Below are 12,909 nucleotides of genomic sequence, written 5' to 3'. Positions count from 1 at the left end.
GAAGATCGCGGGTCAGCCGAGTTTGTAGGCCCGGTGCAGCGCCACGATCCCGCCGGTCAGGTTGCGCCATTTCACCGACGCCCAGCCGTTGCCCGCGATCCGCATCGCCAGCTGCCGCTGGTTCGGCCAGGCCCGGATCGACTCGGCGAGGTACACGTAGGCGTCCGGGTTGCTGCTGACCGCGCGGGCCACCTTCGGCAGCGCCTTCATCAGGTACTCCATGTACACCGTGCGGAAACCGGGGATGACCGGGGTGGAGAACTCGGCGATGACCATCCGTCCGCCCGGCTTGGTGACGCGCAGCATCTCGCGCAGCGCCGCATCGGTGTCGGAGATGTTGCGCAGGCCGTAAGAGATGGTCACCGCGTCGAAGGAGTTGTCGGCGAAGGGCAGCGCCGTCGCGTCGGCCGCCACCATCGGCACCTTGCGGAACTTGCCCGCGGCGAGCATGCCCTGGGAGAAATCGGCGGCGAGGCACCAGGCGCCGGACTTCGCGAGATCGAGGGTGGACACGCCGGTGCCAGCCGCGAGGTCGAGCACCCGCTCACCGGGACGCGGGGCCAGCGCCTTGCGGACCGCCCAGCGCCAGTAGCGATCCTGGCCGCCCGAGATCACCGTGTTGGTCAGGTCGTAGCGGCGGGCGACGCCGTCGAACATCGACGCGATCTCGTGCGGCTGCTTGTCCAGTGAGGCCCGAACCGATTCTGTTTTCGCCACGCTCATGCGCCTCTCCGCGTCTTCAGGCCGTACCAGTCGGATATCCGCCGAACCGTGTCCAGGGCCTGCGCCGGAAACGTCGCGGGTCCGGGCGGGCCCGGCGGGTTACCCATGGTCTCATGAGGCCGGTGGGCCCGTTCCGGTCGGCCACCGGCGCTGCGGCCACCCGGCGGTCAAGCGCTATGCGGCAACCGCATCCGCATGCCGGTGACGTCCGCGTAGTGGCCCATCAGCTCGGTGCAGATCGCGGGCCAGGTGCGGTGCAGCACCGATTTGCGCGCGGCCCCGGCGAATCGGGCGCGCAGCGCCGGATCATGCAGTGCCGCAACGGCACTCGGCAGCAGTTCGGTGAACCGGTCGACCGGGAGCAGATATCCGTTGCGACAGTGCGCGATCAGGTCGCGCGGGCCGCCCGCGTCCGGGCCGATCACCGGCACCCCGCACGCGAGGGCCTCCTGCACGCCCTGGCAGAAGGTCTCGTGTTCGCCCGCGTGCACCATCACGTCCAGGCTCGCGTACGCCTGGGCCAGGGTGTCGCCGCCCAGCTCGCCGGTGAACACCGCGTTCGGCAGCAGGCGGGTGAGCCGGTCGCGTTCGGGCCCGTCGCCGACGATGACCAGCTGGATGTCCGGATCGTGTGCCAGCACCGCGAGCCGCTCGACGTGCTTTTCCGGCGCGAGTCTGCCGACGAAGCCGACCACCAGCTTGTCGGCGCCGTTGAGCCACGAGGCGCGCAGCGCGGTGCGCCGCGCAGACGGGGTGAATCGGGCGATGTCTACGCCACGACCCCACCGGTGCACCCGCGGGATGCCATGGCTCGCAAGGTCTTGCGCGGCCGCGCTGGACGGGGCCAGGGTGCGGGTCGCGCCCTCGTGGATGCGCCGGGTCCAGGCCCAGGCCGCGCGGCTGGCCAGCGACAGACCGTAGCTCTTGGCGAAACCGGCGACGTCGGTCTGATAGACCGCCACGGTCGGCAGATCCAGTCGGGTGGCCGCGCCGAGTCCACCGGCGCCGAGCAGGAACGGCGAGGCCAGGTGCACCACGTCGGCGTCGAAATCGGCGATGGCCGAGACGATTCCCGGCTGCGGCAGGCCCACCGGCAGCGAACTGATCTTGGGCACCATCACCGCGGGCACCCGATGGACCCGGAAGCGGTCGTGCCAGCGGGCCGCCGGCGGCAGGCCGCGCACCGTGTCCGGCGCGATGATCAGGGCGTCATGGCCGTGGCTGTCGAGGTGATCGAGCACCCGCAGCACGGAGTTCACGACGCCGTTCATGTTCGGCAGAAACGACTCCGCGACGATCGCTACACGCACCATCCCAGGTTGACCCGCGCAACGCGCCACGGCCTCACGCCGGCGTGAAGGAAACGGAAAGATCCGGCGAACTCCTAGGTGGTCGCCGTGGTCTGCGATCGCCGTCGCCCGGCCCGGTGCAGCAGCCACAGCGCGGGCAGCGCGACCAGCCACACCACCACGATCACCGACAGCGCGGGCGGAATGGCGACGCGCACGTCGCGGCCCTCCACCCGGACCAGATCGGGATCGGCGCGGTAGTACTCGACCCGGATGCGTTCACCCGCCGTGAGATTGGTCGGGTAGAGCACGCCGACCTTCGGATTGTGTGTTTCCCCGTCCGGTGTCACGTACATGACCGCCGAGCGCAGCCTGCCCGCGGAGAGCACCTCGGCGCTGGTGACACCCTTGTCCGAGTTGATCAGGAAGTCGTTGCGCCAGGCGGCCAGCACCAGCAGCACGATCAGCACGCTGATCACCGTCGCGGCCGTGATGACACCGATCCTGGCCCGCCGCAGGCGGACAGACCGCCGATCAGACTGGGTGGTTTCCAACACCGCAACAGGCTACCGATCGACTCGGCTACCGTGTCGCGCATGTCCCGAAAATTCAGCTTCACCGTGCCTTACACCGTCCCGGTCGAAGATCTTCACCGGGCACTCACCGACGACAAGGTCTGGCAGGCGCGTTTCGCCGACGCCGAGACCGCCACGCTCGACCTCTCCCATCCCGAGGGGGCGGACTCCATCCGCATCCATATGACCGAAAAAGCCGCGCAGGACAAGGTTCCCAGCGTGGTCAGCAAGGTGCTCAAGAGCGAGCTCATGCTCTCGCGCACCGACCACTGGCAGGCGCTCGACGGCGATGTCGCCAAGGGCACCTTCGAGGGCTCGACCGGCGGCATCAGCACCGAGATGTCGGGCACCTACGAAATGCGTTCGACCGCAGAGGGTTCCGAGATCGAGGTGGTCGGCACCGTGCAGGTGCACGTGCCGCTGGTCGGCGGCGCCATCGAGCCGCTGGCCGAGCAGCTGCACCACCGCGTGCTGAACAGCGAGCGCAAGTTCATCGAGGAGTGGGTCGCCGCGCAGGCGACTGCCTGACCCCCGCACGGCCTCGTCGTCCCGGTACGCCCCGGGGCGACGAGTACCGTCCGCTAAGCGAAGTCCGCGGGCGAGTATTCCTTCTGCTCCACCAGCACCAGCCAGTTCCCGGAGTTGTCCCGGATGATGGCCTCGGTGCCGTAGGGCCGCTCGGCGGGCGGCTGAATGAACTCCACGCCTTTGGCGGTGAGTTCCTCGAAGGTCTTCTGACAGTTCTCGGTGCGCAGGCCGAGCGCCCCGTGGGTGCCGCTGCCGAGCGCGCGCCGGATGGCCTCGGCCAGGCCCTCGTCCAGCGGGGGACCGGGGATCATCAAGCCGATCTCGAGTTCCGGGTGCGCCGGATGCGCGATGGTCACCCAGCGGAACCCGTTGTCGCCCATGGTGATATCCGCTACCTCGACGAAGCCCAGCTTGTCGATGTACCACTGCTTCGATTCGGTCTGATCGGTGACGTACACCGTGACCAGCGAGACATTCGTAATCGTCGTCATGCGTCGAGGCTATGGCCGCGACCCCGCAGGGGGCTTCTCCGAAATTGCTGTGTCGCGTATAGTCGAGTTCGGTTATTCGAGTTCGACTAAGGAGTCCGATGGCGGCGTCGAGAGCCCGCAGAACCCCGCTGGCGCTGGCGTTGCTGAGCCTGCTCAACGAGCGGCCCATGCACCCGTACGAGATGCAGGCTTTGATCCGGGAACGACACGTCGGCCGAGTGGTGCGGATGCGCGGCGGGTCGGTCTACGACGCCGTCGCCCGGCTGGCCGCGCACGGTCTGATCGAGTCGGCGGGCAGTAGCCGAGCGGGTGCGCGCCCGGAACGCACCATCTTCACCATCACCGCCGCCGGCCGCGCCGAACTCGACTCGCTGCTCGACGAGTACCTCGCCGAACCGGTCAACGAATACCCGCGGTTCGCAGCGGGTTTGGCGCACATCCTCAATCTGACCCCCGACCGCGCGGCCGAATTGCTCACGCGCCGTGCGCAGGTCCTGCGCACCGACCTCGCCGAGCTGGATGCCGCGCTGGCCGCGGCACATTCGACGGAGATTCCACCGATCGTGCTGGTGGAGACCGAACTCGACCGCGAACTGCGCGCCACCGAATTGCGCTGGGTGGAGCGCACCGCGAAACGCATCGCCGACGGCGAATTGCCGTGGGCGACCTGAAAGGAGTTGCCATGGTGACGAAACTGGGCCTGCCCGGCTGGCTCAAACCGATGAACCGCGTGGTGATCACGCTCAACCGCCTGGGTATTCCGCTCGGCACGATGCGGGTGCTGTCGGTGCCCGGCCGCGCCTCCGGCGAGTTGCGCACCACGCCCGTCTCGCCACTGACCGTGCGCGGCGCGCGTTACATCGTCGGACACGGCAAGGCCGAGTGGGTGCGCAACGCTCGCAAGAGCAGCTGGGGCATTCTGGCCGAGGGGCGCCGGCGCAACCGGGTGGACCTCGTCGAACTCCCGGCCGACGAGCGCCCCGCCGTGCTGCGCGAATTCCCGCGCGAGGTGCCGCACGGTGTGCCGTTCTTCGTCAAACTCGGTTTGGTGACCTCGGCCGATCCGGACGAATTCGCCGCCGCCGCACCGCGCAGCGCGGTGTTCCGGATCGAAAACCCTACGGCGGTCTAGGTTTCGCGGGTGCGGTCGCTGAGGCCGTGCATGAACACGAAACAACCCGGAATACGGGGCGCGCCATCGGCGAACTTCGCCTGGTACTCCGAGGGCGTCACCCCGACGAGCTTGCGGAACTTGCTGCTGAACGAGCCGAGGCTGCTGTAGCCGACCAGCATGCAGACCTCGGTGACCGTCAGGTTGGTCGCGCGCAGCAGATCCTGCGCGCGCTCGATCCGCCGCTCGGTCAGGTACGCGGCGGGGGTCAGTCGGTAGACCGCAGCGAACGCCCGCAGGAAGTGATACTTGGAAACCCCTGCGGCGGCGGCCAACTCGTCGAGATCGAGCGGATCGGCATACCGTCGATCCGCGAGATCGCGGGCCCGCCGCAGATGCGGCAGCAGTGCCAGCGGCGGCGCGCTGTGCGGTCGTCCACTCATCACGCCACCGCCTGCCAGGCCCCTAGGCGAACGGAGGGAGGTCGTCGACGCGCATCGACATCCGGCCTGCCGCCCGCCACGCCCGCGCGGTGAGGTCGACGTCCTCGTCGGTCACCAGGTTGCCCATCACCCGGACGGCGGTGCGCTGCAGGTACTTCGAGCGCATCACCGGGGGGCCGCCGATCGGCACCATCTTCGGATGGGTGGCCAGCCCGGCGATCCGGCGCGCCACCGAGAAGGTGCGGCCGTAGCGGGCCCGCAGCAACTCGGGCCAGATGGTGGTGAGGTCCGGCTCGTCCAGCAGCCCGGCCAGCATGTGCCCGCCCTCCAGGCCGTAGTCGATGCCCTCGCCGTTCAGCGGGTTCACGCAGCCCGCGGCGTCACCGACCAGCACCCAGTTGCGTCCGGCGACATGGGAGACCGCGCCGCCCATCGGCAGCAGCGCGGAGGCCACCGCGCGCAGCGAACCCTCGAACTGCCATTCCTCGAAGCGCTGCTTGGTGTAGTGCTCCAGCAGCGGCTTCAACGCGATGTGCGAGGGCCGCTGTTCGGTGGCCAGCGAACCGACACCGATGTTCACCTCGCCGTTGCCGAGCGGGAACACCCAGCCGTAGCCGGGCACCAGCGCGCCCGCGGCGTCGCGCAGCTCCAGATGCGAGGTGATCCACTGATCGTCGCTGCGGCCGGACTTGATGTAGGCGCGGGCCGCGGTGCCGTAGGCGTACTGCCGATGCCAGGTGCGGCCGAGCAGCCGGCCGACCGGCGAACGCACGCCGTCGGCGACGATCAGCAGCCTGCACCCGATGGTGTGGGTGCCGGCGGCAGTGCGCACCGTCACGCCGGTGACCCGATCCCCGTCCCGCGTGACATCGATTACCTTCGTGCCGTCGATCATCCGCGCGCCGGACTTCATCGCGGTCTCGCGCAGCTTGTCGTCGAGTTCGGTTCGGGGAACCGCACTTCCGTAGGTGGGGAACGAACCGGCAGGCCAGCTCAGCAGCGCTTCGCGGCCGAAACCGGTCATCCGCAGGCCGTGATTGACGGTGTGCGCGCGCACCCATTCGCCCAGCCCGAGATGCTCCAGTTCGGCCGTGGCGCGCGGCGTCAGCCCATCGCCGCAGGTCTTGTCCCTGGGAAAGACGGCGGAATCGAGCAGCACCACCTCGCGCCCGGCGCGCGCGGCCCAGGCCGCCGATGCCGAACCGGCCGGGCCCGCGCCCACGACCAGCACCTCGGCCTGTGCGGGCAGCGCGTCCCCGCTCGCGGGGGTGACTTCCGGTGAACCCATGACTTCAATACTTGCACGGGTCCCCGGGGGCGCGGGCGCGCGCGGCGCACCGAAAATGGTGTGCCAAAGTGTCTGATACACCGCATAGTGACGGTGTTCATGGGCCATCGGCTGAGGACACGCTAGGTTCTCTACCGTGGGGTCGGACGCATCGGCGGGAGAAGAAATGAGCACATCGGCTGTTACGGACGAGAGCACGGTGGTCGCCGGGGTCGATCTCGGTGACACCGAACTCGCCGCGACCGTGCGCGCCGGCCTGGAAGAGGTCGAGAAACTCTTGGTCGCCGAGCTGTCCGACGGCGAGGAGTTCCTGCAAGAGGCGGCCCTGCACCTGGCCAAGGCCGGCGGCAAGCGCTTCCGTCCGCTGTTCACCCTGCTGACCGGTCAGCTGGGCCCGCGTGCGAGCGACCCCGCGCTCGTCACCGCGGGCACCGTTGTGGAACTGGTGCACCTGGCCACGCTGTACCACGACGACGTGATGGACGAGGCCACCATGCGCCGCGGCGCCCCGAGCGTGAACTCGCGCTGGGGCAACAACATCGCCATCCTGGCCGGCGACTACCTGTTCGCACACGCCTCGCGACTGACCTCCACCCTGGGTCCCGACGCCGTGCGGATCATCGCCGAAACCTTCGCCGAGCTGGTCACCGGCCAGATGCGCGAGACCATGGGGGCCCGCGAGACCCAGGATCCGGTCGAGCACTACCTGCGCGTGGTGTGGGAGAAGACCGGTTCGCTCATCGCGGCCGCGGGGCGCTTCGGCGGCACCTTCTCGGGGGCTTCGCTGGATCATGTCGAGCGGCTCGCCCGGCTCGGCGACGCGGTCGGCACCGCCTTCCAGATCTCCGACGACATCATCGACATCTCCTCGGCCACCGAGCAGTCCGGCAAGACCCCGGGCACCGACCTGCGCGAGGGCGTGCACACCCTGCCCGTGCTGTACGCGCTGCGCGACGAGGGCGCCGACGGCGACCGGCTGCGCAAGCTGCTCGCCCAGCCGCTCGGCACCGACGCCGAGGTCGAAGAGGCGCTCGAACTGCTCGGCCGCTCGCACGGCATGGTGCTGGCCAAGGAGAAGCTGCACGGCTACGCCGACCTCGCGCACGCCGAGCTCTCCGCGCTGCCGCAGGGCCCGGCCAACGACGCCCTCGAGCGCCTGGTCCGCTACACCATCGAACGCGTCGGCTGAAGTACTCGTTGTGCGAGTCGCCGAGGAACCTTTGCCGAGTCGTCGTCGTTGACCTCGTGTGATGCAATCGGCCGGTTAGTGGGGATTCGCGGAAGCGAATGCCACTCGGCAACTGATTTCGTCAGTACACGGGTAACTCGCCGGGTACGGGCGAACTCGACGTCGCACCCCTCCCGGTGGGCGCCAACGTAAGTCTTGCGGCAGGCGAGTCTGGCCTGAATACGCGGAGAGGCGGGACAGTGTATGCGAACGGGTTGAAGACGTTCGGATTGATGATCGGCCTTTCGGCGCTGATCGTGTTCGCCGGTGCGATGTTCCGCAGTCCGACGATCCTGATCATCGCCATCCTGCTGGCCGTCGGCATGAACGCGTACGCGTACTTCAACAGCGACAAGCTCGCGTTGAAGGCCATGCACGCGCAGCCGGTGAGCGAGCTGGAGGCGCCGGTGATCTATCGCATCGTGCGCGAGCTGGCGACCACCGCCCGGCAGCCGATGCCGCGGCTCTACATCAGCCCCACCAACGCGCCCAACGCCTTCGCCACCGGCCGCAACCCGCGGCACGCGGCGGTCTGCTGTACCAGCGGCATCCTGCAGATCCTCGACGAACGCGAGCTGCGGGCCGTGCTCGGTCACGAACTCTCGCACGTCTACAACCGCGACATCCTCATCTCGTCGGTCGCGGGTGCGCTCGCCGCGGTCATCTCCGGCCTGGCCAACCTGGCCTTCTTCGCCTCGGCGTTCGGTGGCAACCGCAACGGCGAGGGCCCGAATATGCTCGGGGTGCTGCTCGTCTCGCTGCTCGGGCCGATCGCGGCGAGCCTGATCAAACTGGCCGTTTCCCGCTCCCGGGAGTACCAGGCGGACCAGTCCGGCGCCGAGCTCACCGGTGACCCGCTGGCGCTCGCGTCGGCGCTGCGCAAGCTGGAGCGCGGCGTGCAGGCCGCCCCTTTGCCGCCGGAGCCGCAATTGACCGCCCAGTCGCACCTGATGATCGCCAACCCCTTCCGGGCCGGTGAGCGGGCCGCCCGGTGGTTCTCCACCCATCCGCCGATGGCCGACCGGATCGCTCGGCTGGAGGACATGGCCGGGGGCAGGCGCGACTACTGAGCGCGCCACGCCGCTCACTCGTGTTCGGCCGCCAGCTCGTCCTCGTAGGCGCGCAGCGTGTCCACGAAGAGCCTGCGCTGTTCGGCGTCCAACGGCGCCAGCACCTTCCGCCACGCCCGCGCGCTGCCGCCGAGCCAGTCGTTGACCGACTTCTGGTGCGCCGCGGCGATCGCGACGATCGTGCGCCGGCGATCGGCCTCGTCCGAGCGCCGTTCCAGCACACCCTGTTTGCACAGATCGCTCACCATGAGGCTCACCGTGGTGGGCGCGACCTCGAGCCGCGCGGCCAGATCGTTGACCGGCATCGGGCCCTCGAAAACCAGGTTCGCCAGTAGCGACAGATGCCGGGGCGCCAGCGAAAACGATTGCAGCTCTTCGGGAACGCGCATCTTCTTCGCCCGTCCGACCACCCGTGGCATGAGCAGCAGCAGGCTCCGGACGCTCTCTTCCACCGCCATGCCCGCGCCGGCCCGCCGACCCGTTGACATCTCCGCCGCCTCTCAATAGCCTTTGTTTATAAAGCTACTTTGCTACCAAAGCAAAATTACACTCTCCGACCAGGCTAGCGCCCGCGCGCGCTGTGCCGGATAGCGATTCGGGAGGACCTGACCATGACCGATCCGATGCCCGCCGTGAGCCCGCAGCGGGCCGTGGCCCTCGGTGATCATCTGCGGGCCGTGCACGCGGGGTAGCGCCGCGATCTCGCCGCGATCCGAGACCGGCTCACCGACCCGGAGGCGGCTGAGATATCAAGTCTGCCAAACGATTTGCTGAGCCACTGCGTCGCGTTCTGTGGCGCGCTGCGGGAGCATCACGGCAACGAGGATCGGGTGTTTCCGGCGCTGGCCCGCCGGCATCCGGAACTGGCCCCGGTGGTCGAGCGATTGCAGCGCGAGCACGCGGTGGTCGCCGCCGCGCTCGCCGCTTCGCGCCGATTGCTCGCGGCCCCGGACCGTGACCGGCTCGTGATCGAATTCGACCGTATCGCAATGGATTTGGAATCCCATCTGCGCTACGAGGAGGAGACGCTCGTGGCGACGTCGAACGCGACCGATCCGGCCACGCTGCGGGGCTGACCGCGTCCGCGGTCGCTGGGAATCCTCGTGTCGGGGTCGCGGAAACGAAATACCCCCGCCGATCCAGGATCGACGGGGGCATTCGGTGGCAGATGTAGGATTCGAACCTACGTAGGCTTTCGCCGACGGATTTACAGTCCGCTCCCATTGGCCGCTCGGGCAATCTGCCGTCGCGCTTTCGGCGCGCTGAGCAGAATACATCGAACCTCCACCCCTAATGCAAACCGCCTGGCTATCGGCCATGCGGGACGGGTGGCGTCGCGTCGTCGGGTAGAACTGACGTGACCGGTTCACCCGGTGAACGTGCCTCCATGGGAACCGTCAGGACAGGAGCGAAGTGTGGCCGATTCGTCTTTCGATGTTGTCAGCAAGGTCGACCGTCAGGAGGTCGACAATGCTCTGCATCAAGCGGAGAAGGAGCTGACCACCCGCTACGACTTCCGTGGCACCGGCGCCGGCATCGAGTGGTCCGGTGAGGACAAGATCGTGCTGACCGCCGAGGCCGAGGAGCGGGTCAAGGCGGCGTTGGACGTGTTCAAGGAGAAGCTGATCCGCCGCGATATCTCGCTCAAGGCCTTCGACGCGGGCGAGCCCGTCGCCTCGGGCAAGACGTACAAGATCACCGGCTCGCTGGTGCAGGGCATCGACACCGAGCATGCGAAGAAGATCACCAAAAAGATCCGCGACGAGGGGCCCAAGGGGGTCAAGGCGCAGATCCAGGGCGAGGAACTGCGGGTGTCGAGCAAGAAGCGCGATGATCTGCAGGCCGTGATCGCTCTGCTCAAGGGCGAGGATTTCGGCATCGCCCTGCAGTTCGTCAACTACCGGTAGGTCGCCCGCGGCCGCTCGCCGGGCGGCCGCAAACCGGCTCTGACCACACGGTTTGGAGTCCGGACCCGAAGGTGTGTAATCTCGTTCAAGACTTCGCCGCGCCGGGGTCGAGTGTTCGGAGCTCGGTGCGAAAGTAGTCATGCCCCCTTAGCTCAGTCGGCAGAGCGTTTCCATGGTAAGGAAAAGGTCAACGGTTCGATTCCGTTAGGGGGCTCGCCGGATTGCCGGTGGTGACCGACTCGGCATCTCCAAGGTTGGGCGCGGCACCAGGCAATGCGACCCCGTGGCGGTGTAGCTCAGTCGGTAGAGCAAACGACTCATAATCGTTGTGTCGCCGGTTCAAGTCCGGCCATCGCTACCAAAGACCGATCAGACCATCTGGTTGACCCGAAAGAAGGAATATCGTGGCCGCGAAGTCCACCGATGTCCGGCCAAAGATCACCTTGGCCTGCGAGCAGTGCAAGCACCGCAACTACATCACCAAGAAGAACCGGCGCAACGACCCGGATCGGCTGGAGCTGAAGAAGTTCTGCCCGAACTGCGGCACGCACCGGGGACACAAAGAATCCCGCTAGTCCGCCACGCGTGAAGCTGCCGCGTGGGATCGGCGCCGGGAGCGTGAGTCGCTCTCGGTAATCTCGGAACGTGCCAATGCGAGGGCCGGACGATATGTCCGGCCCTGACGCATTTCACGGTCCGGAGCGGTAAGTCAGTGAGCGCGACCAGAGTTACAGCCGCCAACGCGGTAACGACGGAGCCGAGCGCTTCTACGGCGTAGTCGTTCCCGCTCCGCCGACTCCGGGCGACGGGGTCAGATAGGTACAGTCCACCCGTGACAATCAACACCGGTACAGACGAAGCGGTTCAGGCGGACGAGACATCGGACCCCGCCGCGCACGCCGCGGCCATGGTCGGTCACCACTATCGCGTCGACGACTACTACGAGGTCGGCCGCGAGAAGGTGCGCGAATACGCGCGCGCCGTGCAGGACTACCACCCGGTGCACTGGGACGAGGACCTCGCGCAGGAGTACGGCTACGACGGCCTGCTCGCGCCGCTCACCTTCATCTCCCTGGTCGGCATTCTGGCCCAGCGCAAGCTGTTCGAGCAGATCGTCACGGGCTACGACCTGAGCCAGATCATGCAGACCGACCAGATCCTGGAGTTCCACCGCCCGATCCGGGTCGGCGATCAGCTGGTCTGCGACGTGCACCTGCATTCGTTCCGGCAGGCCTTCGGCGGCGACATCATCGTCACCAAGAACATCGTCACCGCGCAGAACGACGAGCTGGTGCTCACCACCTACACCACGCTGATCGGGCGCAGCGGCGGCGATATCGACCCCAATCTCAACGACGCGGTGCGCAACGTGCTGATGCACGGCATCGGCGAGGACGCGCCGCAACATCGGCCGCGCGCGATCCAGTCCGCCGCGACGCCGACGCCGATCGCCTCGGTGCCCGAGATCACCCCGAGCAAGCGCGCGTTGAGCTTCGACAGCGTCGCGGTCGGCGACGAGCTGCCCGCCCGCACCGTCCGGCTCACGCGTGGCGATCTGGTGAACTACGCCGGCGTTTCCGGCGACGCCAACCCGATCCACTGGAGCGACGACGTCGTCAAGCTGGTCGGCCTGGACAACGTGGTCGCGCACGGCATGCTCACCATGGGCCTGGGCGGCGGCTTCGTCACCTCGTGGCTCGGCGATCCCGGCGCGGTCAAGGAGTACAACGTCCGCTTCACCAGTCCGGTGTATGTGGGGACCGATGAGGCCGCCGAGATCGAATTCACCGGTAAGGTGAAGTCCGTGGATCCGGAGACGCGGACCGCGGTCGTCGCCATCGTGGCGAAGTCGGCGGGGCGCAAGATCTTCGGGCGCGCAACGGCCACCGTGCAGCTGTCGTGAGCCGGCGGGGTCGGTCCGAACAGTGAACTGGGGAACCCGTTCTGACCTGGTCGACTGACCCTGATTAGCTAACGACGCAGCCGGTAACGTACACTGAGGTTTCTGGGGTCACCAGCCGCTGCGCGCTGCTCTGTAGGGCTGGTTCCAGGTGAGTCCGCGAGGATTCGCCGACGGGGCCGGCAACTGCCAAGGCAGCGCGCGTGTCATGTGGTGACAACGGAGTACAACTGAATATCGAACAGTGGTTGGACAGCCAACACGGTCCAACCGAAGGGGCGTAGCTCAACTGGCAGAGCAGCGGTCTCCAAAACCGCAGGTTGCAGGTTCAAGTCCTGTCGCCCCTGCCTTCCGTA

16 protein-coding genes and 4 tRNA genes are annotated in these 12,909 nt (G+C 67.8%); 12 read left to right on the top strand and 8 right to left on the bottom strand.

Going from position 1 to position 12,909, the window contains the following annotated elements; all coding sequences use genetic code 11:
- Positions 1-12: 12 nt before the first annotated feature.
- The 3 genes from NBRGI_RS23520 to NBRGI_RS23510 form a co-directional block, all read right to left on the bottom strand.
- The gene (locus NBRGI_RS23520; protein ID WP_063726296.1) at positions 13-723 is read right to left on the bottom strand and encodes a demethylmenaquinone methyltransferase; all 711 of its coding nucleotides are present in this window, start codon (positions 721-723) and stop codon (positions 13-15) included.
- A gap of 167 nt (positions 724-890) precedes the next feature.
- Positions 891-2,033 carry a glycosyltransferase family 4 protein gene (locus NBRGI_RS23515; protein ID WP_029899401.1) on the bottom strand — a complete coding sequence of 381 codons (1,143 nt, stop codon included), beginning with the start codon at positions 2,031-2,033 and terminating at the stop codon, positions 891-893.
- A 74-nt stretch (positions 2,034-2,107) separates the two neighbouring features.
- The gene (locus NBRGI_RS23510; protein ID WP_029899400.1) at positions 2,108-2,569 is read right to left on the bottom strand and encodes a DUF3592 domain-containing protein; all 462 of its coding nucleotides are present in this window, start codon (positions 2,567-2,569) and stop codon (positions 2,108-2,110) included.
- 39 nt (positions 2,570-2,608) lie between these two features.
- Between NBRGI_RS23510 and NBRGI_RS23505 the strand changes: the two genes are divergently transcribed.
- Entirely contained in the window at positions 2,609-3,115 is a 507-nt protein-coding gene (locus NBRGI_RS23505) for a DUF2505 domain-containing protein (RefSeq protein ID WP_014988511.1), read from the top strand.
- Positions 3,116-3,168: 53 nt separating this feature from the next.
- On the opposite strand, the gene NBRGI_RS23500 is transcribed toward NBRGI_RS23505, so the two are convergent.
- A complete protein-coding gene (locus NBRGI_RS23500; protein WP_029899399.1) occupies positions 3,169-3,606 on the bottom strand; it encodes a VOC family protein in 438 nt (145 codons plus the stop codon).
- Between the two features lie 98 nt (positions 3,607-3,704).
- Here NBRGI_RS23500 and NBRGI_RS23495 point away from each other — a divergent pair, with 98 nt between their 5' ends.
- Both NBRGI_RS23495 and NBRGI_RS23490 read left to right on the top strand, forming a co-directional pair.
- The gene (locus NBRGI_RS23495) at positions 3,705-4,277 is read left to right on the top strand and encodes a PadR family transcriptional regulator (RefSeq protein ID WP_029899398.1); all 573 of its coding nucleotides are present in this window, start codon (positions 3,705-3,707) and stop codon (positions 4,275-4,277) included.
- Positions 4,278-4,288: 11 nt separating this feature from the next.
- Complete coding sequence (locus tag NBRGI_RS23490) at positions 4,289-4,738, top strand: hypothetical protein (RefSeq protein ID WP_029899397.1); 450 nt, start codon at positions 4,289-4,291, stop codon at positions 4,736-4,738.
- On the opposite strand, the gene NBRGI_RS23485 is transcribed toward NBRGI_RS23490, so the two are convergent.
- Complete coding sequence (locus tag NBRGI_RS23485) at positions 4,735-5,160, bottom strand: helix-turn-helix transcriptional regulator (RefSeq protein ID WP_051727979.1); 426 nt, start codon at positions 5,158-5,160, stop codon at positions 4,735-4,737. The two genes, NBRGI_RS23490 and NBRGI_RS23485, sit on opposite strands and share 4 nt — an antisense overlap.
- 22 nt (positions 5,161-5,182) lie before the next feature.
- Positions 5,183-6,448, bottom strand: a complete 1,266-nt coding sequence (locus NBRGI_RS23480) for a geranylgeranyl reductase family protein (protein ID WP_029899395.1) — start codon at positions 6,446-6,448, stop codon at positions 5,183-5,185.
- Between the two features lie 166 nt (positions 6,449-6,614).
- Between NBRGI_RS23480 and NBRGI_RS23475 the strand changes: the two genes are divergently transcribed.
- Both NBRGI_RS23475 and htpX read left to right on the top strand, forming a co-directional pair.
- Entirely contained in the window at positions 6,615-7,637 is a 1,023-nt protein-coding gene (locus tag NBRGI_RS23475; RefSeq protein ID WP_029899394.1) for a polyprenyl synthetase family protein, read from the top strand.
- 239 nt (positions 7,638-7,876) lie between these two features.
- Positions 7,877-8,746 (top strand): zinc metalloprotease HtpX, encoded by an 870-nt coding sequence (gene htpX / locus NBRGI_RS23470; protein ID WP_029899393.1) that lies wholly within the window; start codon positions 7,877-7,879, stop codon positions 8,744-8,746.
- Positions 8,747-8,760: 14 nt separating this feature from the next.
- Here htpX and NBRGI_RS23465 read toward each other — a convergent pair whose 3' ends face one another.
- Positions 8,761-9,234, bottom strand: a complete 474-nt coding sequence (locus NBRGI_RS23465; protein ID WP_235211081.1) for a MarR family winged helix-turn-helix transcriptional regulator — start codon at positions 9,232-9,234, stop codon at positions 8,761-8,763.
- A 222-nt stretch (positions 9,235-9,456) separates the two neighbouring features.
- On the opposite strand from NBRGI_RS23465, the gene NBRGI_RS44130 reads away from it, so the two are divergent.
- Positions 9,457-9,822 carry a hemerythrin domain-containing protein gene (locus NBRGI_RS44130; protein ID WP_081878208.1) on the top strand — a complete coding sequence of 122 codons (366 nt, stop codon included), beginning with the start codon at positions 9,457-9,459 and terminating at the stop codon, positions 9,820-9,822.
- Positions 9,823-9,908: 86 nt separating this feature from the next.
- On the opposite strand, the gene NBRGI_RS23455 is transcribed toward NBRGI_RS44130, so the two are convergent.
- A tRNA-Tyr gene (locus NBRGI_RS23455) sits at positions 9,909-9,991 on the bottom strand.
- A gap of 170 nt (positions 9,992-10,161) precedes the next feature.
- On the opposite strand from NBRGI_RS23455, the gene NBRGI_RS23450 reads away from it, so the two are divergent.
- From NBRGI_RS23450 to NBRGI_RS23425, 6 genes are all read left to right on the top strand, one after another.
- Positions 10,162-10,653 (top strand): YajQ family cyclic di-GMP-binding protein, encoded by a 492-nt coding sequence (locus NBRGI_RS23450; RefSeq protein ID WP_029899391.1) that lies wholly within the window; start codon positions 10,162-10,164, stop codon positions 10,651-10,653.
- 141 nt (positions 10,654-10,794) lie between these two features.
- Positions 10,795-10,867: transfer RNA gene (locus NBRGI_RS23445), tRNA-Thr, on the top strand.
- Positions 10,868-10,938: 71 nt separating this feature from the next.
- Positions 10,939-11,014, top strand: a tRNA-Met gene (locus NBRGI_RS23440).
- Between the two features lie 43 nt (positions 11,015-11,057).
- The gene (gene rpmG, locus NBRGI_RS23435; protein WP_014988500.1) at positions 11,058-11,228 is read left to right on the top strand and encodes a 50S ribosomal protein L33; all 171 of its coding nucleotides are present in this window, start codon (positions 11,058-11,060) and stop codon (positions 11,226-11,228) included.
- 263 nt (positions 11,229-11,491) lie between these two features.
- Positions 11,492-12,556 (top strand): fused (3R)-hydroxyacyl-ACP dehydratase subunits HadA/HadB, encoded by a 1,065-nt coding sequence (locus NBRGI_RS23430; protein WP_029899390.1) that lies wholly within the window; start codon positions 11,492-11,494, stop codon positions 12,554-12,556.
- Between the two features lie 271 nt (positions 12,557-12,827).
- Positions 12,828-12,900, top strand: a tRNA-Trp gene (locus NBRGI_RS23425).
- Positions 12,901-12,909: the final 9 nt, after the last annotated feature.

Source organism: Nocardia brasiliensis IFM 10847 (assembly GCF_000710915.1).
Classification (GTDB): domain Bacteria; phylum Actinomycetota; class Actinomycetes; order Mycobacteriales; family Mycobacteriaceae; genus Nocardia; species Nocardia brasiliensis_A.
Note: the sequence above shows the minus strand (reverse complement) of the source record. Positions and strands in the feature narration are given on the sequence as shown.